This is a genomic window from Amycolatopsis sp. NPDC059021 (genome assembly GCF_042739895.1).
In the GTDB taxonomy this organism is placed as follows: domain Bacteria; phylum Actinomycetota; class Actinomycetes; order Mycobacteriales; family Pseudonocardiaceae; genus Amycolatopsis.
Genome location: NZ_JBHYIQ010000057.1, coordinates 33,255 through 54,529 on the forward strand (window position 1 = coordinate 33,255; position 21,275 = coordinate 54,529).

The 21,275-nt window shown below is 71.4% G+C and carries 16 protein-coding genes; 7 read left to right on the forward strand and 9 right to left on the reverse strand.

The features are described from left to right. Positions 1-47: 47 nt before the first annotated feature. The 9 genes from ACFWX1_RS29200 to ACFWX1_RS29240 form a co-directional block, all read right to left on the reverse strand. A complete protein-coding gene (locus tag ACFWX1_RS29200) occupies positions 48-206 on the reverse strand; it encodes a helix-turn-helix domain-containing protein (RefSeq protein WP_378392677.1) in 159 nt (52 codons plus the stop codon). A 260-nt stretch (positions 207-466) separates the two neighbouring features. Next, entirely contained in the window at positions 467-1,294 is an 828-nt protein-coding gene (locus ACFWX1_RS29205; protein WP_378392679.1) for a hypothetical protein, read from the reverse strand. Between the two features lie 173 nt (positions 1,295-1,467). Beyond that, positions 1,468-2,004, reverse strand: a complete 537-nt coding sequence (locus ACFWX1_RS29210) for a recombinase family protein (RefSeq protein WP_378392681.1) — start codon at positions 2,002-2,004, stop codon at positions 1,468-1,470. 259 nt (positions 2,005-2,263) lie between these two features. Next, positions 2,264-2,758, reverse strand: a complete 495-nt coding sequence (locus ACFWX1_RS29215) for a hypothetical protein (protein ID WP_378392683.1) — start codon at positions 2,756-2,758, stop codon at positions 2,264-2,266. A gap of 258 nt (positions 2,759-3,016) precedes the next feature. After that, positions 3,017-3,994, reverse strand: a complete 978-nt coding sequence (locus ACFWX1_RS29220) for a DNA cytosine methyltransferase (protein WP_378392685.1) — start codon at positions 3,992-3,994, stop codon at positions 3,017-3,019. Further along, entirely contained in the window at positions 3,991-4,911 is a 921-nt protein-coding gene (locus ACFWX1_RS29225) for a hypothetical protein (RefSeq protein WP_378392687.1), read from the reverse strand. Before ACFWX1_RS29225 ends, ACFWX1_RS29220 begins: the two co-directional genes overlap by 4 nt. Further along, positions 4,905-5,480 carry a VUT family protein gene (locus tag ACFWX1_RS29230; RefSeq protein ID WP_378392689.1) on the reverse strand — a complete coding sequence of 192 codons (576 nt, stop codon included), beginning with the start codon at positions 5,478-5,480 and terminating at the stop codon, positions 4,905-4,907. The genes ACFWX1_RS29225 and ACFWX1_RS29230 overlap by 7 nt, the downstream gene beginning before the upstream one ends. Before the next feature lie 136 nt (positions 5,481-5,616). Then, positions 5,617-6,786, reverse strand: coding sequence for a TRM11 family SAM-dependent methyltransferase (locus ACFWX1_RS29235; RefSeq protein WP_378392691.1), 1,170 nt, complete (start codon positions 6,784-6,786; stop codon positions 5,617-5,619). Between the two features lie 68 nt (positions 6,787-6,854). Continuing rightward, the gene (locus tag ACFWX1_RS29240; protein WP_378392693.1) at positions 6,855-7,646 is read right to left on the reverse strand and encodes a hypothetical protein; all 792 of its coding nucleotides are present in this window, start codon (positions 7,644-7,646) and stop codon (positions 6,855-6,857) included. A gap of 810 nt (positions 7,647-8,456) precedes the next feature. On the opposite strand from ACFWX1_RS29240, the gene ACFWX1_RS29245 reads away from it, so the two are divergent. The 7 genes from ACFWX1_RS29245 (at position 8,457) to ACFWX1_RS29275 (ending at position 20,974) form a co-directional block, all read left to right on the forward strand. Continuing rightward, a complete protein-coding gene (locus tag ACFWX1_RS29245) occupies positions 8,457-9,500 on the forward strand; it encodes a sigma-70 family RNA polymerase sigma factor (protein ID WP_378392695.1) in 1,044 nt (347 codons plus the stop codon). A 230-nt stretch (positions 9,501-9,730) separates the two neighbouring features. Further along, on the forward strand, positions 9,731-10,054 hold the full coding sequence (locus ACFWX1_RS29250; protein WP_378392697.1) for a pilin: 324 nt from the start codon (positions 9,731-9,733) through the stop codon (positions 10,052-10,054). Positions 10,055-10,057: 3 nt separating this feature from the next. Next, positions 10,058-12,493: a hypothetical protein gene (locus ACFWX1_RS29255; protein WP_378392699.1), complete on the forward strand. Its 2,436-nt coding sequence runs from the start codon at positions 10,058-10,060 to the stop codon at positions 12,491-12,493. 12 nt (positions 12,494-12,505) lie between these two features. Further along, positions 12,506-13,834 carry a PrgI family protein gene (locus tag ACFWX1_RS29260; protein WP_378392701.1) on the forward strand — a complete coding sequence of 443 codons (1,329 nt, stop codon included), beginning with the start codon at positions 12,506-12,508 and terminating at the stop codon, positions 13,832-13,834. A gap of 681 nt (positions 13,835-14,515) precedes the next feature. After that, on the forward strand, positions 14,516-16,267 hold the full coding sequence (gene ltrA / locus ACFWX1_RS29265; RefSeq protein ID WP_378392731.1) for a group II intron reverse transcriptase/maturase: 1,752 nt from the start codon (positions 14,516-14,518) through the stop codon (positions 16,265-16,267). Between the two features lie 98 nt (positions 16,268-16,365). Continuing rightward, positions 16,366-18,348, forward strand: coding sequence for a VirB4 family type IV secretion system protein (locus ACFWX1_RS29270; RefSeq protein ID WP_378392703.1), 1,983 nt, complete (start codon positions 16,366-16,368; stop codon positions 18,346-18,348). Between the two features lie 61 nt (positions 18,349-18,409). After that, the gene (locus ACFWX1_RS29275) at positions 18,410-20,974 is read left to right on the forward strand and encodes a type IV secretory system conjugative DNA transfer family protein (RefSeq protein WP_378392705.1); all 2,565 of its coding nucleotides are present in this window, start codon (positions 18,410-18,412) and stop codon (positions 20,972-20,974) included. The last annotated feature ends 301 nt before the right edge of the window (positions 20,975-21,275 follow it).

Consider the following 21,275-nt stretch of genomic DNA (forward strand, 5'->3'; position numbering starts at 1 on the left):
GGTCAGCGGATATCGACGCTCCAATGCGGACAGAGGGGAAGCGGCTGCTACGAGGCTCTTTCGCCGAGCTGAAGCAGATCCGCCAGGTGGGCGACGGCGACGGTGTAGGTGCGGCCGATGCGCACCACGGGCACGGGGAACTTCCCGGTGCGAGCGAGCTTGTATGCCTTGGTCCGTCCAATGCGCAGGACCTTCGCCGCGGTCATCAGGTCAGTGCTGACCCCCAAGTCGCGCAGGCCCTCGTACGTCCACGGGGCCGGCGCTACCCCGTGACTGGAGTGCTCGTGGGTGTAGCGGTCGAGGTCGCTGGTCGCGAGCGCCTCTGAGTCGTCAGCGCGACGCGGACGGCGAATGACGGGGGTCGAGCGGGTGGGCGCCGTGGCCGGTTGAATCGGTGTCGGAGGCTCGGCGGGCACATGGGGTGCCGTCAGCGGTGCGCTCGACGGCCCGTTTGGTGGCTGAATGGTCATGGCGCGGCCCTGTTCGTGATGGGTTCGCCGGAGCGGCAGGAGAACGGGGAGCAGCCGTCGGGATCGTCTTCCTCGGCGCCGGGTCGGCCGCGGGTGGCGTCGAGGTCGACTTCGCCTAACGGGCGCAGGGAGCGGTGGATGAAGAACTGGCCGCGCAACGGTTTTCCCTCGGCGTTGGCGCGGGGGCTGCCGTGGCGGATCGCCTTGTCGAACTCGATCAGGTCCGTCCACGCCTGCGGATCGGTGTCGCGGATGAACCGGAGCCGGGAGTTGCCCGAGTACGGACATCCCAGGCACGAGCTCTTGACCACGTCGCCCAGGCCCCGCTCGCGCAGGTAGGCCAGGCAGTCCGAACGCGACATCCCGAGGTCCAGCAGAGGGAAGATGTTGCGGGTGTAGTTGACGTCGGAGTCCTTGGCGCGGTGGAATTCGTCGGTGGAGATACCGATGGCCTGGTCGACGAACACGCCGCGCGGCACGCGCAGTGGGTGCGGGTAGCCGAGGATCTCACGGACCGCTTTCTTCAGGGGCCGGATTTTATAGTCACCGGTACATTGCCGCCGCGCCATTCCTCTTGAGCCGTCAGGGTTTTTGACGAAAAACGGCATCGTGACGAACCGCGCGTTGGGGTTCAGGGTGTCGTGGCGAATGTTGCCGCTGGACACGGTCAGTACCGGTGTCCCTGCCTGCTCGCCGATCCGGCGCGCGGTGTCGAGTTGAGCGTAGACCTGTTTGGGTTCCCAGCCGGTATCGGCGAAGAGAGCGGCGTCGAAGCGCGGGATCTGGCCCTCGCACGCGAGCAGGAACACGGTCAGGCTCTGCACCCCGGCGCCGAGGCTCAGATAGCGGCCACGTGGCTGGCCGGGGTAGCGCTCGCGACGCGGCTTGCCCGATCGGCGGACCGCCCGTGTCGCGGACGGACGGCGGCGCGCTGAGGACTGTGTCGGCGGGCGCGACGTGGCGGCGCGCGCTGCGGACGGTGGACGCGACGTCGTCATCACCGCACCTCCTTCCCGTCACCGTTGGCGGCGAATCCGTGGGCCGGGGCGAGTAGTCGGTGCGGGATGCGTCTCACGCTGGTCGCGGGATCTTGGGCGGCCCAGAACAGCGCGGGGGTGACCAGGGCGCGGTGCGCGGGCTGGTCGGAGAGCACCCACTGCTCGACGGGCCGGAAGGCGCCGTTCTCGTCGCGGGTGCCGGTGGCCTGGTAGCCGGTGTACTTGATGTTGGTCAAGATCGCGGCGACTGCCGCGGGCGGCCAGGAGAGGTGGGTGCCGGGCGGCGGGTAGCGGTCATGGTCGGCGTCGAGCCGCGCGGTGATGTCCTCGACGGACAGGCCGGTGACCGCGCGCCAGTAGAAGACGTCCTGCACCACCGGGGCACGGCACGGATCCGGGGTCAGGCGGGTGCGGGGAGTACCGCGCCGGTTCTGTGCTCCGGCCACGGTCATCGTGGTGTAGCCATACGGCGGGTGGTGCACGTTCCAGCCCGCGCGGATCAGGAGCGCGATCGCCTCGGCCGACCGCCACGTCACCGGATGCCGCGCGGGTGGAACATCGGAAGGCGGGTGGCTGGCGAGTGCTCGGTTCGGTGGCCGCCGGTACCGCGACTGGAGGCGGTGGCGGGCGGTACGGACCCAGCGGCGCAGACGGGACGCGGGGCGGCGTGTCCTGCTGTGTGTGGGCATGGCGAAGAGCCCCTTCACAAAGTCGGGCTGGGGAAAGTCGGCGGCGGGTGGAGCGTGGCGCTCCGGGGCGGGCTCGGCGGTGTCCTCACCCCGGAGCACCACAGGTTCAGCGGCGCGAGCAAGTACGGCTGCGGCGACCGCGCGCGGCGCTCGAGGACCGGACGGCACCAGACGGGCGCGTCGAGCCGCCGCGCGCCGCGGCCGGTCGGCTGGCGCGGGTCTTGGTGTCCCGGGGCGCGCCGGCCGACGGGTGGCTGGGCGGACGGTGCAGGTGGGTCAGGTCGTCCAGCAGGAGGCGCAGTGCGTGCGCGGCTTGCTGGGGCATCACCCCGTTGCCCAGGGCCCGCAGCTGCGCGGTGCGGGGCAGATCGAGGTGGGCGGCGGTGACCCAGCCCGGGGGAAGGCCCATGAGCCATTCGACGAACGGCGGCGCGAGCACGGGACGTCCGTGCCGTCCGGGTTGCGTCGGGTGCGGGGCGGGTCGGCCGGTGATGAGTTCCCAGCGGTGCACGGCGGCGGCGTACTCGCCCCAGTCCACCGGCCCCGGTTCATCGCGCGCGGCGCGGCGAGCGCGAGGTGCGCGGGCGGTCGCCACGGTCACTCACCTCCTTTCGCACGCGGGTTTTCCGCGTGGGCGTGGTGACGGCGATGACGACCGAGGGCAACATCAAGTCCCCCTTCGATCCCCGTTGCGCGGGGCAGCCTTTCGTGCCGTCAGTCGCCCGCGGGGTCGGCAGAAGTCGTGGAGTGTCCAAGAGAGACGGGCCTCCTTGTCGTGACGCAGCGGAGATTCCGTTGGAAGAACCGTCGTGCGCGGTCGGTGTCGGCAGCGGGGCCCCACGCCCCCGGGGAAAGGCAGCTACGAATCCCCCGGATTCGCGTTGCCGCGCAACACGTTCCGTTGGTCGGTGCCCTCGACGGGCTGAGTGCGCGGGCGCGGTCGGGAAGGGACGGTCCGCCGTCGTGCGTGATGTGGGTGCAGTTCTTCGCATCCGACGCCGTCGGGGTCGGCAGCAGCCGTACCGAGTCGGTCAGTGTCACGCACCCGGCCGGGATCGGACGGCCCGAGTTGAGCACGGTCTGGATCGCCGCCGAGCGGGAGTCCGCCGCCGTCGGCGTCGGAAGCAACCGCGTCGGCCGGACTACCGAGTCGACCGCGTCGTTGAGGTTCACCTGATGCCCGCCCGCACGACGCCGCGCCGGGTCGGCCGGACCGCGTGGCTCGCCGTCGCGCGCCTGCGGAGTGGGCATCATCCGCATCCCGTCCCGGGCCGGGGATGGCACACAGGAACACGCGTTCGCGTCGGTGGGCGGCGCCGATGTCGGCGGCGCGTACGCAACGCCAGACCACGTCATACCCCGCGTCGGCCAGCCCGCCGAGTACACGGTCGAGTCCGCCGTTTTTCCAGCGGAGGGCGGCGACGTTCTCCACGACGACGAGCTGGGGTCGAAGTACGCGAATGGCGTCCAGGATGGTGTGCCACAGTCCACTGCGAGCGCCTTTCTCGATACCCGCGCGCCGACCGGCCGCGGAGATGTCCTGACACGGAAACCCAGCGGTGAGCACCTGCACCGGTTCCACGGCGGCGAAGTCCGCGGCGCGCAGATCGCCGAGGTTCGGCACGCCGGGCAGACGGGCGGCGAGGATGCGCGCGGCGTGCGGATCGTTCTCGCAGTACCAGGCGATCCGGCCACCGAGCACGGCCGCGACACCGAGGTCGAGCCCGGCCAGCCCGGTGCACAGCGACCCGATCACCGGGCCGTCGGTGGCCACGAACCGCAGATCGCCCGGGCTGCGTGTCGTGTGGAGGGAGGTGTCGCTGCGGGACGCGCTCATCGGTGCACCCCTCTCTCCCGCGGATGCTCGTGTGCGCCGCGCTCGCGCGGCCGAGCCGGTGGCCGGGAACGGCTGGTGCGTGCTCGAGCGCGCCCTGCACGACGCGGCGACGACGGCCGCGCGGCGTCCACCGCAGCCAGCCCGTCCTCCGGGAGCGGGACGGAGCGAGACGTCGGAAGGTGGGTCAGATTCCGGTGCAGCCGGGCGTGCCAGGCCAGGGCGTAGCGCAGGCAGTTCGCCTCGGTGCGATGGCTGGGTGCGCAGCCCGGTCGGTACCGGCCGCCGAAGCTCCACGCGGCCGAGTCGCTGGAGCTGATCACTGCGCCGTAGCGGGCCAGCCCGCTGGTCTTGACGCCGAAGCAGTGCAGCCGCAGGCCGCGCGTATGCAGTGATCGCACGATGTGCTCGACCTCGGCGCTGTGCTGGCGGCGGCACACGCTGCCCACGCCGACCAGTGGCAGGGCCGCCAGGTCGATGCCGTGGCGTTCGTAGGTGTCGGCGCAGCGGTGGTAGTCGGCGACCGCCTCGCCCTGCACGACCGGGATGATCGGCAGCTCCGGGGCCAGCTCGCGCAGCCGCAGGTAGTTGCGCACGGTGCGGTGTTGGTGTGTGCGCAGGCTCAGTCCGGTGCGGGCGCGTACGTGGGGCTCGACCATCCAGTCCTGCGGTGCCGCCCACGCCAGGTTGCCGATCTCCTCGGCATAGCGGCGCACCGCCGCGACGTAGCTGCGGGCGTCGCTGCGCCACCGCCCGTGGAGCGACAGTTCGGTGAAGCCGCCCGAGTCCAGGGCCCACGTGCCGGTCGCGCGGGGCAGGGTGCGGCGCTCGGCCAGGCGCCGGTGCGACACGAGAAGCGGCACCCCGAGACCACGCGCCAGCCAGGCCGGTTGATGGGTGCCTAGGTAGAACGTCACCATTGGCCCTCCCGGCATCGGGACACCGCTGCGGTGATCCCGACCGCGGCCACGGTGGCCAGCGCCTTGCCCGCGAGCTGGCCGGGCAGCAGGGTCAGCGACCCGAACGCGCACGGCACGAACAGGGCGCTGTCGGCGAGCAGGCCACCGAGGTTCGAGCTCGCGACCGCCACCGTCGGCCCGCGTGAGCGCAGCCGGTGATACAGCCAGGAGTCGGTGAGCTCGGAGAGCAGGAACGCCGCCGCGCTGGCGCACGCGATCCGCGGCGAGGCCACGGCGATCGACGCCACCGTTCCCGCCGTGATCGCCACGGCCACGCCCACCGCGCCGAAGGCCTCGTGCAGCACGTCGCGTGCGGTGAACGCCATCCCCGCTACACAGGAGCCGAGGGGGATAGCCAGGCAGCCCACCGTCAGCAGCTGGGTGCCGGCCCAGTTCGCGGCGACGACCGACGCCAGATAGCCAGCAGCCGCGATCGCTCCCCCGACCGGTGCGCCCCAGTGTGCTGCGCGCCGGGCTTGCCGATCGTCCGTCGGCGCGGGCGTGGGAGCCGCCGTCGTCAGCGCGGTCACGCCCGCCCACCGCCCTCCGGTCGCGGCGCTGGGTGTTCCGGCGCGCCGCACCGGTGCCGGGCGGCGGCACGGCGGGCCGCGGCGGGGCGCTGGTAGTGGGCGTGCCAGCCGCAGTCCGGGCAACGCACGCGCGCGCTCACGCCCTCCACCGCCCGGGCCCGATCGCCGCGTACTCGTCTCGCACCCGCGCCACCGGCGGGCGCCTCGCCCAGGGGCCGGATGCGGGCTGGGGACGTGGGCGTTCGCCCGGGGTCTCGGGCGCGGGCGGGCGGCGCAGCACGACCACGTCCTCGTGCGAAATCAGATGCAGTGGCAGGCCCTGCTCGCGTTGTTTGCGAATGAAGTCGCGTTGGAAGAAGCTGCCGCGGGCGACCAGCTCGCGGTCGGCGACCCGGGCCAGCAGGGCGACGCAGCGTTCGACCGGTACCAGTCCGGCGGCCTGGCCGCAGGCGATGATCTGCGAGGGCAGGTCGATCAGTTCGGAGTGCTCCCGCCACGGCCGCACGGTGATGGCGACGTGCCCGCCGGGGCGCAACACGGCCGCGCAGCCGGTCAGGATGCGGGTGAACCCCGCCAGCAGCCGGTGGTGGCCGACGTTGGCCAGGTTGCCACGGTCGAAAAGGTTGCCGTAGCGGTGGTGGTACTTGTGCACCTTCCCGTCCGGCGAGTCCGTGTCGGCGGTGACGACCTGCCCGTGGGTGGACGGTCCGTAGGGCGGCGAGGTGACAATCAGCGCGACCTGCCCCCGGTATTTCTCGGGCAGCAGGAACGGCAGCTGACGGGCGTCGCCGCGCACGATCTCCGCGTCGTGGTCGTGCCCGCGTTGCCGGGCCAGGTCGAGGTTCGCCTGAGCGACGGCGACCCAGTGCGGTTCGTACTCCACGCCGACCGCGCGGCGCCCGGCGTCGATCGCCTCGACCAGGGTGGTGCCGGATCCGGCCATCGGGTCGAAGACCAGTTCCCCGGGCCGGGTGTAGTGGCCGATGGCGTGCGCGGCGACGGCCGGGAGCATCTTCGCCGGGTGCGCGGTCGAGTCGGGCACGTAGCGGCCCTTGCGCTGCGCGGCCGGGGAGGTCTGCGCGGTCGCCCACACCGACAACGGCAGCTCGCCCGCGTCAGCAACGCTGGTCGGGCCGGCCGGGACGTTTCCGGCCGGGGTGCTCGGCAGCTCCGCGCTGACTTCTCCGGCGGTGTCGAGGGCGTCAATGAAGGCGCGCGAGATCGGCACGGTCAGGTCGTCACCGCCGTGGGAGGAGGAGCCGTTCACGACGGCGGTACTCGACACCGAGGGGCGCTGGTGGGACATGAGCGTGATGCCTTTCGCGGATGTGGGAACGCCCGACCGGGGCGCGGGTGAACGCGGCACGCGCGGAGTCACCGGTGGTCTCCGGTGCCGGGCGCGGTGATCGCCGGACCGGTGTCGGGTGGCGGCGCGGCAGGGTCGGCAGGTTGCGCGAAGGCGAGGACATCGCCGTGCGCGCGCAGGTGCGGAGCGGGCAGTCCGCGCACCGTCGCGCGGTGCCGGGCGCGGTCGTACTCGGCGGTCACGGTCGCGCTCGGCGCGGCGTGCAGACGCCCCTTCTCGATGGGGGTGTGCAGGGCGACGATGTGCTGGAGGTAGAGCAGATCGGCGTGTTGCGCGGCGGCCACGATCGCGCCGGTCGGGTCGGCCAACCGCTCCCGCATCCAGTCACTGTGCGTATACACCGCGAAGATGCCGCCCTGGCGCAACCGGTGCGCCGCCAGCAGCGCGATCCGGTCCAGCGACACCGACTCGGTGGCACGCGCGGGCAACGACACGAGCACCAGATCCGCCCGCGCACCGGCGCCCGATTCGAGCGCGTCCGCACCCGCGAGAGCTCCGGTGCGCGCCGGGCGCGACGGTGTGCTGGCGAGGGCCGCGAACGGGTCGGCGGAGTCGGTGACGAGGTCGGCCCAGAACGGCCGCGACGACGCGGCGGGCACGGGCGTGCGCGGGTCGAGAGTGAGCGTCTCGGCGGTGCGGTCGAGGGCGCGCACCGCCTCCCGCGCCGCCACCACCGCCGACGCGTCGCCTGTCGGTGTGGCGCGGTCGGCACCGGTGCGCGTGGCCGTGTCGATGTCGACGAGGACGACGTGCGCACCGGAGGCGGTGAACGCCGCCGTGATGGTCTCCACGATCGGCACCGGCCACGCCGCGTGGGCGTCGACCGGTTCGCCTCCGCACGTCCATACCGTCGCCGGAGTCGGCGCGGTCGGCGTCGCACGCCGGCGCGACGGCGCCGTCGTGCTCTCGGGACGGGAGGTCGCACGGATCGGTCGGGCACCCGCACCGGTGGCGCGAGCGCGGGCTCCGGGGTAGGGAGCGCGGTCGCCCCCGCGCCGCGTACGCGGCGGGCGAGTCGAGTCTGACCGGCGACCGGGACGACCGTCCGGGGACTGCGAGCGCTGGGTCATGTGCGGCCCTCCAGGATGAAACGACACCGGGCCGCGTGAGCCCAGGGCCTTGCTTGCTGTCATCCCCTAACTCCGAAAAACAGGGCCGTTCGGGACACGACGTGTCCCGAAAATTTTGCAATTTCTCGCCACGGGCCAACGAAGAGACGAGCGACTGAGACGAAACCCCTGCAGCAACTCGGAAAACACGGCGAACTCGCGTCGCACGAACCCGCATCGGCCAGAATTTTTCGAGACTTCCCACGGCAAGCGCCTCAACGCCCGCCAACACGCAGAGCATCTGAGGCGCTACCCGATCGCCGCGAGGGCAGCGGCGAGTTTTTTAGCTGCTCAAGTACCTACTTTCGGGTGCCTCAACCGACAACGGAAGGCTGCTTTCAGCAGTTGGCTAGTCGACCCGTCCGTACGCGCACCAAGAGTTTGAGGCGCTTTTGTCGCGCCCGCGAGGCGGCTTTGGTGCGGTTTTGAGGCGGCGCACACGGCTTCCTGGTGGCTCACCAATGCCGATTGCCCCCGGGGAGTTCCGCCATGGACTTGTCGTTGTCTGAGACAGAAACGAAAGACCCCGTTTTCTTCATTCGTTCCAAGCCGGCTCTTGTCGAGGACGCGAACGTCTTCGACACCGCCTGGACCAGCTTCGAGTGGCTGGTGGCCGGGCCGGCGCCGCTCTCGGTCGACGGCCGGGACATCACCGGCGTGCCACCTCGGCTGCTGGCCCTGGACGAGCTGGGCACGGTGCTGTTGTCACCGTCGTGCAGTCAGGACACGCGGGACGCGGCGTGGCGCCATCTGGTCAGCCTGTCCCGCGCCGAGGGCGGGAAGTGGACGGTGGCCTGCACCGGTCTGGCGCTGCCGGTCCTGCTGCCCGCCGCGCGCACGCTCACTCGCGGCCTGAATGCCGCAGACCGCGAGGACATCCACGCCGCGATCCTGGCCGGGTTCCTGGAGGGACTGCACGACGTCGATCTGGGTCGGCGGGCGGTGCTGGTGCGGCTGCGGTGGACCGCGTACCGCGCGGGCGAACAGGCCCTGCGCGAGATGCTGGAGCGCCCGGTCCCACACGAGGAGCTCGCTTCCCGCTCCGCGCCTCCGCCGCGGCCCAGCGGACACCCGGACCTCGTCCTGGCCGCCGCGGTCGAGGCGGGCGTCATCACCGGCAGCGAGGCGGAACTCATCTCCGCGACCCGCGTCGGCGACGTCGCGCTGGCCGAAGCCGCACACGCCCGCGGCCAGTCCTACGACACCGCGAAACACACCCGCCACCGAGCCGAGGCACGGCTGACCGCCTACCTGACCGACAGCGCTACCGACGGCGTCGCCGACGCCACGCCGGAGCACGGTGCCCCGCCCGGCGACAGCGCGCCGCCTCCGGTCGCGAAGCCCGGACCCACGCACCGCACCCGGCTACGCAACGTGACCAGGGCGCAAGCCGCGTCGGCGAAAAAGCTGCGCGCTCCCGTGTCCCGAAACGGCCCGAAATCCGGAGTTAGTGAGCGCGGGACCCGCCTGCCCGCAGACCGCCGTTCCCGCGCCCGCCGCACCCGCCCCGGTCCGGCCGCGCGCACCAGCCGGGAGGTCCGCTGATGCGACCGACACCACTACGCCATCGTCATCGTCCACACCCGACGACCCGGCGCCGTGCGGCACTGCGCCGCCGTCCCGGCTCCCCTGCCCCCACGCCGCGACCGCGTCCGAGGCATCCCTGGTCCGCGACCACAGCTGCGCACCACGCCGGGAGCCGCTGCGCGGGTGCGGCCGACATCACCCCTGCGCCCACGCCGCCGCGGCGAGGTGCGCGCCGCCGCCGCCGGCTCGTGCTGCTGATCGGGTGGCTCGTCGCCACCGGGGTGTTGCTGATGTCCTCGGTCGCGCGGGCGGAGACGGTCCAGATTGTCGCGCTCGCCCGCACGGTCGACGACGTTCTGAACAACATCCGCAACTGGATCCTGGGGCTCCTCGGGTTGGTCACCGTGGTGTTCGTGACCATCGGCGGGCTGCGGTACCTGATGGCCGGAGGCGACCCCGGGGAGATCGAGAAGGCCAAAGGCGCGTTTAAAGCGGGATTGATCGGCTTCGGGCTCGCCGCGCTCGCCCCGCTCGTGGTCGAAATTCTCAAGGGCATCGTCGGCGGGGTGTGAGCCATGACCGCACATCGCCACACGCGCTCCGCCCGCCCACGCGACCCCGCCCGGCACCACGCGACGACGCCGATCGCGCGTCCGGCCCGGGCCACCGATTCGGGCCGTGACAGTACGCGCGCGAGCACCGGGCCCGGCCGCGACGAGCGGCTCATGGCCGGTCCACCGACGGGCACCGCGAGGCGCTGTCGCGCACACGGCGGTGGGGCCCGGTGGATGCCCCCACGTCGCTGGGCCCGTGTTCTCGCGGTGGTGGTGCCGCTGCTGGCGGCCCTCGCCGGAATCGCGCTCACCGCCTCGGCCGCACCCGCGCCCGTGGCAGCGGCGGCGCCGCTGGTGCCCGTGCAACCGCCGGTGTTGCCGTTGCCGACGGTGCCGCAGCCGGACTGTGGTCCCGGCTCGGCTGATCCCGCGTGCCTGCTGCCGGGCAATACGCGGCCGCCGAAGCCCTCGGGACCGCCGAGCAGTCCGCTCGTTCCGCCGTCGCAGCCGCCGGTGTCGTGCTTCCCGGGTGCCGTGATGCCCGAGTGCGCTCCCTTCGGCCCGCCGACCACCTCGGCACCCGCGCCGTGTGACGGGCCGAACTGCATTCCGCAGCCGAGCCCGCTCGACCCCCGCGGGCCGGGGCAGACTCCGGCACCGGGGACGGGCACCGGTAAGCCGCCCGACAAGTGCGGCATCACCGACCCGCTCGCCTGCGTCACCGAGGGCATCGACAGCTTCTTCCGCACCGTCGTGACCACCGCGCTCAACCCGCTGCTGGACCTGCTCGGCAAGACCTTGCTGACTACCCCGGAGCCGGGCGCGCTGCCCGGCGTCGGGCAGTTGTGGACCCAGTCGTGGCAGATCCTGCTCACCGTCTACGTGATCCTCGTCGTGGTCGCCGGGATGCTTCTCATGGGCTACGAGACCCTGCAGACCCGCTACACCATCAAAGAGATCGCACCCCGCCTCGTCGTCGGGTTCCTCGCCGGAACCCTGTCGCTGTTCATCGCCACCAAGGCGATCCAGATCGCTAACGCCCTCGCCCAGGCGGTGATGGGCGAGGGCGTCAGCCCCGAGGCCGCGAGCAAGGCGCTGACCGGGATGGTTCTCGGCGTCCTCAACGGCGGGCAAGGCTGGCTGGTCTTCATCGGCCTGGCGCTCGTGGTGATGATCGTGATCCTGCTGATCACGTTCATCGTGCGGGTGATCGTGACGATCCTGCTGATCGCCGCCGCCCCGATCGCGCTGATGTGGCACGCCCTCCCGCACACCGAGGGCGTGGCCCAGGCGTGGTGGAAAGCCTTCGGTGGCGTGCTGGCGATCCAGATCGGCCAGTCCCTGGTGCTGGTCGTGCAGCTGCGGGTCTTCCTGGCCCCCGGCGGGTTCACCGTGTTCGGCGTCTCCGCCTCCGGGCTGGTCACCCTGCTGGCGTGCGTGGCGCTGGTGTGGGTGGAGATCAAGATCCCGTTCTGGTGCCTGTCCCCGCTGCGCGGCAGTGGGCGCCGGTCGATGCTCGGCTCGCTGGTGCGCGGCGCGATCGCCTACAAGGCGATGGGTCTGCTCGGCGGCGTCAGCTCCCTGTTCGGCGGCAAAGGCGGCAAGAGCGGCGGGCTCCGCATGCGAAGCGGCGACGGTGGTGCTCCGGCGGATCCGCCGTCCACGCGCTCGGGTCAGTTCATGCTGCCGATGCGGGTCCGCCGCACGCTGCCCGCGCCGCGTCGGTCCCCGCGCCTCGGCGAGCTGCCGGGCACCGGATACGGGACGGACCGGCGCCCCGGTCCTGGGCAGATGTCGCTGTTCACCGCGAGCGGGTCCGGGGACGAGCGTGGAGTGGCGGCCAACCCGCGGGCGCTGCCGCCGGACTCGCTGCCCGGCGCGCTGCCGCGTGATCAGCTCGGGTTGCCGATCACCACGCGGCGCGACCCCGATCGGATCGGGCGGCGGTCGCTGGCCGACGAGGCCGCCGGGCGAAGCGGCGGGATGCCGCCTCCAGTGCCGCAGCCCGGGTTGCTCACCACCGATGGGCGGATCAACCGCAACGCCCGTCCTCCCGCGCACCTGCCCCACGCACTGGTGGCGCCGAACACCGGGATGCTGCCGATCCATCTGCGTCCCGCGCCACCGCGCGCGCCTCGGCGGACGCTGGCCGACGAGGCCGCCAACTCCGCACCGGCCAGCCCGCCGCGGCAGACCGGCCCGGGGCTGATCACCCCGTCCGGGCGGATCAACCGCGCCGCCCGCGCCCCGCGCCGCCCGACGCGGGATGCCTACACCGGCAACCGGCCGCTGGCCTCGGGCCAGTACCCGCTGCCGCTCGGAGTCCGGCGCCAGCCCAAGCCCACACCGCCGCCACCGGCCAAGGACGCGGGCGCCTCGCCGCCGAAGGGGCGCGCCGGAACGCAGCTGCCCCTGCCTTTGGACCTGCCCGCCCGGCGGGGCCCGAAGAAGAAGTGAGGACTAGTCGCCATGACTTCTCCCGTGCGCGTGCCCGCCGACGTCGACCGCCCGGACCGGGTACTCGGCCCGCTGACCGCCCGGCAACTCGCGATCCTCGGCGTCGCCGGACTCGGGCTCTACGGCCTCTACTCGGCCACCCGCGCGTTCGTGCCGCTGCCGGTGTTCCTCATCATCGCCATCCCGGTCGGGATCACGGTCACCGTGCTAGCGCTTGGGCGGCGTGACGGGCTGCCCCTGGACAAGCTCGCCCTCGCCGCGATCCGCCAGCACCTGTCCCCGCGGCACCGGGTCGCCGCGCCCGAAGGCGTGCGCGCGGCCCCGGCCTGGCTGACCGCCCAGCAACCCGGCCCCCGCACGCGAGGCCGCCGTGGACGGCACCCGGCAGCGGGGGCCGAGCCGGTGTCCCCGGCACCGCTGGAACTCCCGGCCAGCGGTGTGACCGACACCGGCGCGCAGGCCGGGGTCGTCGACCTCGGCACCGACGGGCTCGCGGTCATCGCCGTCTGCTCGACGGTGAACTTCTCCTTGCGCACGGCCGGGGAGCAGGAGGCGCTCGTCGCGTCCTTCGCCCGTTACCTGCACTCCCTGACCGCGCCGGTGCAGATCCTGGTCCGCGCCGAACGCCTCGACCTCGCACCCCAGATCGTGGACCTGCGGGCCCGTGCCGGCGGGCTCCCCCACCCGGCGCTGGAAGCCGCCGCGCGAGACCACGCCGACTACCTCGCCGAGCTCACCGCGCACGCGGATCTGCTGCGCCGCCAGGTGCTGCTCGTGTTGCGCGAGCCGCTGCGTACCGGGCCGGCACCCGCCGCCGCGTCGAGCGTGCTGCCGTGGCGACGCCACCGCGGCGACGGCGAGCAGCCGGTGGATGAGGGAGTGCGGCAGGCGGCCGAGCAACGGCTGGTGCGGCGCCTCGGTGAGGCCATCGAACTGCTCACTCCCGCCGGGATCGTGGCCACCCCGCTTGACGCCGCCGCCGCGACCGGGGTGCTGGCGGCGGCGTGCAACCCCGACACCTTCCTGCCACCGTCCACCACGGGGCTGGCCGGAGCCGACGAGGTCGTCACCGCCACCACCACCTTCACCGACCTCTACGGCCCCGACGACACCGACCTCGCGACGGAATCCCTCCCGGCCCGGCCGACACGAACGGCCGCCGCGCCGTCATCCGCGCGCCGCGCTCCGGCGACGCCCCCCTCCCGTCCGTCGGCTCGCGGACCCGAGCCCGCACGCCCGAAGCCGCCACGCCCTGGGCCGTCGCGCTCCGGCCGCTCGCAGGCGGCGGGGCCGTGGCTGTCCGACGACGAGGACTGGGACTACGACGACGGTGCGAGCTGAAAAGCCGCTCCAACCAGTGGCGACAAGAAGGAGGTGGACTGTCGCTCCGGCTAAGTGATCACTGAGCCGGTCTCCCAGGGAGCGAACTGCGCTGGTAACGGCGTGGGGAGAAGCCTCCCGGAAAGCCCGAAGGGCACTGCCGAGCCATGGCGGAGCCACGGGGTGGGGAGAAGACCTGACGGACGAACACCAGTGAATCCCTGATGAAGCCTCGTCATAGTCAGACCGCGTCATGGCAAGCAATCGGCGGTTAATGGCCCACCGGGTTGAGAAGCCCACGTGGCCGTCCGAGTCGTCTATCGGACGGCGTGATCACCACCGGGTCCGGGGTATAGGGGACGTCCTCGCAGGTCGTATCTGGAAGGAGCGGAACAGCGAAACCCCGTAAGGGTCCGAAGCGGATGCGTTTCGGTAAGCCACGGGCAACCACGGCAGAACTCCCTTGCGGGAACAGGAAGACCCGAGAAGCGAACGCCGCTGGGGCGAAAGCCCAGGGGAAACCGCAGCACCCGGCACCTCAGCCGCTGCGCATAACCCGGCGGATACCGGCCCATGGTGGCCGGGCCCGAAAGGGAGCCCACGCGGGTCTGGTGGGTCCGTGAGGACAACCGAGCACACAGAAGTCATTACCAGCAGCCGAGTTAGACGACGGAAGGGAACAACGTGGACGCGGTAGCCGACATGGCGGTGCCTCCGTTGAACGAGGCCACGGGCGACGCGCAAGCCTGGCACAGCATCAACTGGGCGCAGGCCGAGCGGGACGTACGGCGACTGAGGCAACGGATCTTCACGGCCGCGCAGGAAGGGGACCTGAAGAAGGTCCGGAATCTCCAGAAGCTCATGCTGCGCTCCCGCGCGAACACTCTCGTGAGTGTTCGCCGGGTCACGCAGCTGAGCGCAGGGCGCCGTACTCCCGGCATCGACGGGGCGAGGGCTCTGACGGCACAGGAGCGGGGAAGGTTGGCGAGGACACTCGCCGACGAGCCCGCCACCGACGTCAGGCCGGTACGGCGAGTGCACATCCCGAAGGCTGGTGGGAAAACTCGTCCGCTCGGCATCCCGACGATCCGGGACCGGGCGCAGCAGGCCAGGGTGAAGAACGCCCTGGAACCTGAATGGGAAGCGCGGTTCGAGGGCAAGAACTACGGTTTTCGTCCTGGACGCGGCTGTCACGACGCGATCGAGAAGATCTTCCGGCTCACGGCGCGCAGCAACACTCGCCGCACGTGGGTCCTCGACGCGGATCTGGCCGGCGCTTTCGACAGGATCGACCACACCCGCCTGATGGACGCCGTCGGAGGTTTCCCCGCAGCCGGGGCAATCCTCCGGTGGTTGAAGGCCGGTGTGATGCAGGACGGGCGATTCGCGCCCACGGAGGAGGGAACGCCTCAGGGCGGGGTCATCAGCCCGCTCCTGCTGAACATCGCCTTGCACGGCATGGGAACCGCCATCGGCGACCTGGACACCCTCACCGAAAGGCAGAGGGCCCAGGTGCCGCTCCTGGTCCGCTACGCCGACGACTTCGTGGTGTTCTGCACCTCGAAGACCGAGGCCGAACAGGTCAAGGAGAATCTGGCCGAGTGGCTGGAGCCACGCGGGCTGACCATCCATCCGGACAAGACACGAATCGTCCGGCTGGAGGATGGATTCGACTTCCTCGGCTTCAACGTGAGGAAGTACGGCCCGAAGACGCTCATCAAGCCCAGCGCCGAGGCGGTGAAACGGGTCAAGGACAAGATCCGCCGGATCGTCGAGCAGAGCCCGACCACGGAGCTGCTGATCCGGCGTCTCAATCCCTTGATCAAGGGCTGGGCCACCTACTACCGCGGTGCGGTAGCCAAGGAGATCTTCGCCGACCTGGACCACTACGTGTGGCACAGGACATGGAGATGGGCCCTGCGGCGGCATCCCCGGAAAAGCCGGTCATGGACCAAGGACCGGTACTTCGGGCGCTTCCATTCCCGGCGCGACGACCACTGGGTGTTCGGCGATCATCACAGTGGACGGTACCTGTACAAGTTCGTGTGGACCGTCATTCAACGGCACATCCCGGTCAAGGGAACGGCGTCCAAAGACGACCCGAGCCTGACGGATTACTGGGCCGCGCGGACACGGAAACGCAGGCACCCACAGGCAGACGGGCAATTCCACGTCAGCCTTGCTGCGAAACAGAAAGGGCTCTGCCCACTCTGCGGGCTGGACCTCATCGCGGGCGCGGGCTACGAACCGGACTCAGTACGCGACTGGGCGAATTGGTTCACGGCACTACACCGCACCCGCGCCACGGACAGCCTGATCTACCGATCAACCGGAGGACACCATGCGCAATCTCCCATGCTCATCCACGCCGACTGCCACCACAGTCACCACGCAACCGGCAGTCAGCGTGGCCCCCTGGAGCTCTCTTCCGCACGGTCCTTGGGACCTGCTTGAGCCGGATGCGCCGAAAGGTGCACGTCCGGTTCTGAGGGGGGCTCCCCCGCAGCAATGCGGGGGGCCTACCCGACAGATCGAAAGTAGGTAGACATCCCATGGCACGCACCAGAAACCACGCCCCGGCGGCCCGGCCCGGGTCGGCGGGAGCGTTCACCCCGGACGCGCTGTCGGTGTCGGCCCGGCACCTCGAGGTCGGCAACGAGTTCGTCGCCAGCTTCGGGGTCACCGGGTATCCGCAGGAGGTCTACCCCGGCTTTCTCGCGCCGCTGCTGACCTACCCGGCCCGGTTGGATGTCTCGGTGCACGTGGTGCCGATCGATCCGGCCACCGCCGCCAGCGGACTGCGCAAGCAACGCGCCAAACTCGAATCCAGCAGGCGGCACACCGCGCGGAATGACCGGCTCGACGACCCGGATCTCGACGCCGCCGCCGAGGACGCCGCCGACCTATCCCGGCGCATCGCCCGTGGCGACGGGAAACTCTTCAAGTTCGGCCTGTACCTGACCGTGCACGCCCCGGACGAGAAAGCGCTCGCCGAGGAAGTCTCGGCGCTGCGGTCGCTGTGCGCGTCGCTATTGCTCGACGCGAAACCCGCGACCTACCGGGCGTTGCAGGGCTGGGTGACCACCCTGCCACTCGGGCTGGATCCGCTGGGGTTGAAGAGGACGTTCGACACCGCGGCGGTCAGCGCGGCGTATCCGTTCACCTCGCCGGATCTGCCGCCGACCGACCCGACCACCTCGGCACCGTCCGGGGTCCTCTACGGCTACAACGTCGGCTCGGCCGGGTTGGTGCATTGGGACCGGTTCGCCTGCGACAACTACAACACCGTCGTGTTAGGACGCTCCGGTGCGGGCAAGTCGTATCTCGTCAAACTCGAGACCCTGCGCAGCCTCTACCGCTCCCTCGGCGACGACGAGAGCGGCTGGGCCGGAGACGGAGTGCAGGCGTTCGTCATCGACCCCGAGGACGAGTACGCGCGCCTGGCTTCCCAGGTCGGCGGCACCTACGTGCACCTCGGCGCGGGCGGAGTCCGGCTGAACCCGTTCGACCTGCCCGTGCACACCGACGCACGCGGGCACCGCACCGCCCCGCGGGACGCGCTCAAACGGCGCAGCCTGTTCCTGCACACCGTCCTGTCGGTGCTGTTCGGTGCCGAGGTCACCGCGGCCGAGCGGGCCGTGCTCGACACCGCGATCACCACCACCTACCACCGCGCGGGCATCACCGACGACGCCCGGACCTGGACACGCCCGGCGCCGCTGCTATGCGACCTGCGCGACGTGCTCGCCGCCTCCGGCGACGGTGGCGACGCGGTGGCCGCCGACCTGGCCGCCCGGCTGCATCCGTTCGTCGACGGGTCGTTCGCCGATCTCTTCGACGGGCCCACCACCGCCGCCCCGGACGGGCACCTTGTGGTGTTTTCCCTGCGGGATCTGCCCGATGAGCTGCGCGCGATCGGCACCCTGCTCGTGCTCGACGCCGTCTGGCGCCGCGTGTCCAACCCCGCCTACCGCCGTCCCCGGCTGGTGGTGGTCGACGAGGCGTGGCTGCTGATGCAACAGCCCGAGGGCGCGAAGTTCTTGTTCCGCATGGCCAAGGCCGCTCGCAAATATTGGTGCGGGCTCACCGTGTCGACGCAAGACATCGCCGACGTGCTCGGCAGCGAACTGGGCAAAGCCATCGTGTCCAACGCGGACACCCAGGTGCTGCTGAGTCAGGCACCCCAAGTCATCGACGAGATCGCCGAGGCCTTCGACCTCTCCGCCGGAGAGCGGCAGTTCCTGCTCTCCGCCGAGCGCGGCCAGGGCCTTCTCAGCTCGGGGATGCACAGAGTGGCGTTCCAGTCACTGGCCTCGCCCACGGAGAACTTCCTGGTCACCACCGATCCTGCCGAACTCGCCCGGTTCGCCGACGAAGACCCCGACGCCACCGACCACGGTCTCGCCGACGCCTACGTCGACCTCGGGCCCGCCGACACCGCCGCCTCCTTCGACGCCGTCGCCCTGGGCACCGACGCGGAGCTCGACGGTGACGGGTTCGACGACGCGGGACAGGTCGACCTCGATCCCGCGTGACCGGCCCCGGCTCCGCTCTTTTTCTTGTCTCGCACGACGTTTCCCGGAAGGGAGTTCCGCCATGGCTACCCGCGACGCGGCATCGCCGGTGATCCAGAACTGGTTCGGTGACTACCTGCGCGACCCGGGTGGCACCACCGCCACCCTGCTCGCCGCGCTGCGCGAGTGGGCGCTGGCGTGGGGACCGGTCGTCGTGCCGGTCCTGGCCGTGACGGTGGCGGGTTCGATCGTGGCGCGCCACTGGTGGCGCGCTCGTCGCCAGGCCGCGCTGCGGGTCGATGCTCGCCGGATCACCGTGCTCGCCCCACCCACCGTCGATCCCGCCGGTGGCGCCGCGGTCTGGTCCAACCTCATCGGACTCTTACGCCCCGCCTGGCGACGGCTGTGGGCCGGCCAGCCGCATCTGGCGATGGAGTACGTGTTCGGCGAACACGGCGTCACCGTGCAGTTCTGGGTGCCCGGCGTCATCCCACCGTCCTTAGTGGAACGAGCGGTCGAGGCCGCCTGGCCCGGCTCCCACACCCGCACCAGCCCCGCCGCTTCCCCGTTCCCCGCGCTGGAGCCCGGGCGGCGGCGGATCACCGTCGGCGGGCAGCTGCGCCTCGCCCGCTCCGAGGCACTGCCGATCCGCACCGCGTTCGACGCCGACCCGATCCGCGGGCTGCTCGGCGCGCCGGTGGGTCTCGGCCGCGACGAGCGTGCCTGCGTGCAGATCCTCGCCCGGCCGGTCACCGGCCGCCGCGTCGCCCAGGCCCGCCGCGCCGCCCGCCGCGTGCACCACGGCTCATCCGGTCGCCTCGGTGGGCGACTCCTCGACGTGATCACGCCGGGCACCAACGCCACCCGCGGCGGGCGGACCTCAGACTCGCGGCGAATCAGCCAGGACCCGCAGCTGTCGCTGGAATATTCCGCCCAGAACAAGGCCATCGTGGGCAAACAGCGCGGTTCGCAGTACGAGACCGTCGTGCGCTACGCCGTGGCCGCCGACCTGCCCGCCGACGCGGCCGACGCGCTGGCGCGTCAGGCCCGCGACACCGCGCGGGGACGGGCGCACGCGCTGGCCGCCGCGTTCGCCGCCTACACCGACCACAACCACTACACCCGCACCCGCCTGCGCCACCCCGCCCACGCCCTCGCCGACCGGCGCCTCGACCGCGGCGACCTGCTGTCGGTGCCGGAACTGGCGGCGATCGCGCACCTCCCGGTCGACGCCGAAATCCCCGGCGTCGAACGCGCCGGAGCCAAGGCCGTCGCCCCACCGCCCGGGATCGCCGCGCCAGGACCGGACGTGATACCGCTGGGACACTCGGACGCCGGCCATGCCCGGCCGGTCGGCCTGCGGGTCGCCGACGCGCGTTATCACACGCAGGTGGTCGGGGCGACCGGCTCGGGGAAGTCGACCTTGCTGGGCACCATCATCCTCGACGACGTGGACAACAACCGCGGCGTCGTCCTGGTCGACCCGAAGGGAGACTTGGTCACCGACATCCTCAGCCGGATCCCGCGCAGCGCGGCCGACAGAGTGGTGCTGTTCGACGCCGACTCCCGGCACCGTCCGCCCGTCCTGAATCCGTTGGAGGGCGGGGAAACCGACCGGGAGGTCGACAACCTCGTCTCCGTCTTCCGCAGGGTGTACTCGGCGTTCTGGGGCCCGCGCACCGACGACCTCATGCGCGCCGCCTGCCTGACGCTGCGGGCGCAAGAAGGCGTGCCCACTCTCGCGGACCTGCCGAAACTGCTTGTCAGCGAGGCGTTCCGGTCCCGCATCACCGCCGGGCTCACCGACCCGGTCCTGCACGGATTCTGGGAGTGGTACGACGGCCTCACCGACTCCAGTCGCTCGCAGGTGATCTCGCCGCTGATGAACAAACTCCGGGCGTTCCTGTTACGCCCCTTCGTGAAAGAAGCCATCGCCGGAGGACGCTCCACAGTGGACATGGCCCACGTGCTCAACGAGGGCGGGATCTGCCTGGTCCGCATCCCCAAAGGCTCCCTCGGGGAAGAAACGACGCGGCTGGTCGGCTCCCTGGTCGTGGCACGCACCTGGCAGGCCACCACCGCCCGCGCCCGCGTCCCGCAGCGCCTGCGCCCCGACGCGCACACCGTGATAGACGAATGCCACAACTTCCTGAATCTCCCCTACCCCATGGAAGACATGCTGGCCGAATCCCGCGCGTTCCGGAACGGATTCATCCTGGCCCACCAGCACCTCGGCCAGCTATCGAAAGAACTGAAGGAAGGCATCTCCACCAACGCCCGAAACAAGATCATCTACTCCGCCAGCCCCGAGGACGCCCGCGAACTCGCCCGCCACACCGCACCGCGGCTGTCCGATCACGACCTGTCCCACCTCGGCGTCTACCACACCGCCACCCGGCTGGTCGTGCGCGGCGAGGAAACCGAGCCCTTCACCATGACCACCACCCCCCTGCCCGACCCCATTCCCGGGCGGGCACGCGAAATTCGTTCCGCGCTGCGCGCCCAGCGCCGCGCGCACAACACCGCGCACGGTGACGCGCCAACCCACGTCGGCGCGCCCGCCACCGCGACACGGCCCGCGCCGACCGGGCGACGAGTTCCGCCGACCCGGCCACCCAAGACCGACCCACGCCGCACCCGCCCGTAACTGAGTTCCGGGTTACCCACAGCCCTTATCCACACCCTGTTGACTACCGGTGGAGGGACAGTATTCGCGACATGCGCTATTCGGCGAAGCACACGACCGCACGGTGCCCCGTCCGCCCGACGTGGGCGGATTCTCGTCTGACCGTAGGTGGCGCGGTGTTAGAAAACACCACTGACGATAAGACCGACCACCGTCAGCGCGGCGAGCAATGCCACACCCAGGACGACAAGTCCATACCACGGCCATCGAATTTCGCGCCAAATCGCAAGAAACACTCTATTGCGGAGCGGTCGCCCGTCAT

Excerpts from the sequence above, each read along its gene's own strand:
- ACFWX1_RS29200 (WP_378392677.1), bottom strand. The coding sequence starts at position 206 with ATGACCGCGGCGAAGGTCCTGCGCATTGGACGGACCAAGGCATACAAG.
- ACFWX1_RS29220 (WP_378392685.1), bottom strand. The coding sequence starts at position 3,994 with ATGAGCGCGTCCCGCAGCGACACCTCCCTCCACACGACACGCAGCCCG.
- ACFWX1_RS29225 (WP_378392687.1), bottom strand. The coding sequence starts at position 4,911 with ATGGTGACGTTCTACCTAGGCACCCATCAACCGGCCTGGCTGGCGCGT.
- ACFWX1_RS29235 (WP_378392691.1), bottom strand. The coding sequence starts at position 6,786 with ATGTCCCACCAGCGCCCCTCGGTGTCGAGTACCGCCGTCGTGAACGGC.
- ACFWX1_RS29255 (WP_378392699.1), top strand. The coding sequence starts at position 10,058 with ATGACCGCACATCGCCACACGCGCTCCGCCCGCCCACGCGACCCCGCC.
- ACFWX1_RS29260 (WP_378392701.1), top strand. The coding sequence starts at position 12,506 with ATGACTTCTCCCGTGCGCGTGCCCGCCGACGTCGACCGCCCGGACCGG.
- ltrA (WP_378392731.1), top strand. The coding sequence starts at position 14,516 with ATGGCGGTGCCTCCGTTGAACGAGGCCACGGGCGACGCGCAAGCCTGG.
- ACFWX1_RS29270 (WP_378392703.1), top strand. The coding sequence starts at position 16,366 with ATGGCACGCACCAGAAACCACGCCCCGGCGGCCCGGCCCGGGTCGGCG.
- ACFWX1_RS29275 (WP_378392705.1), top strand. The coding sequence starts at position 18,410 with ATGGCTACCCGCGACGCGGCATCGCCGGTGATCCAGAACTGGTTCGGT.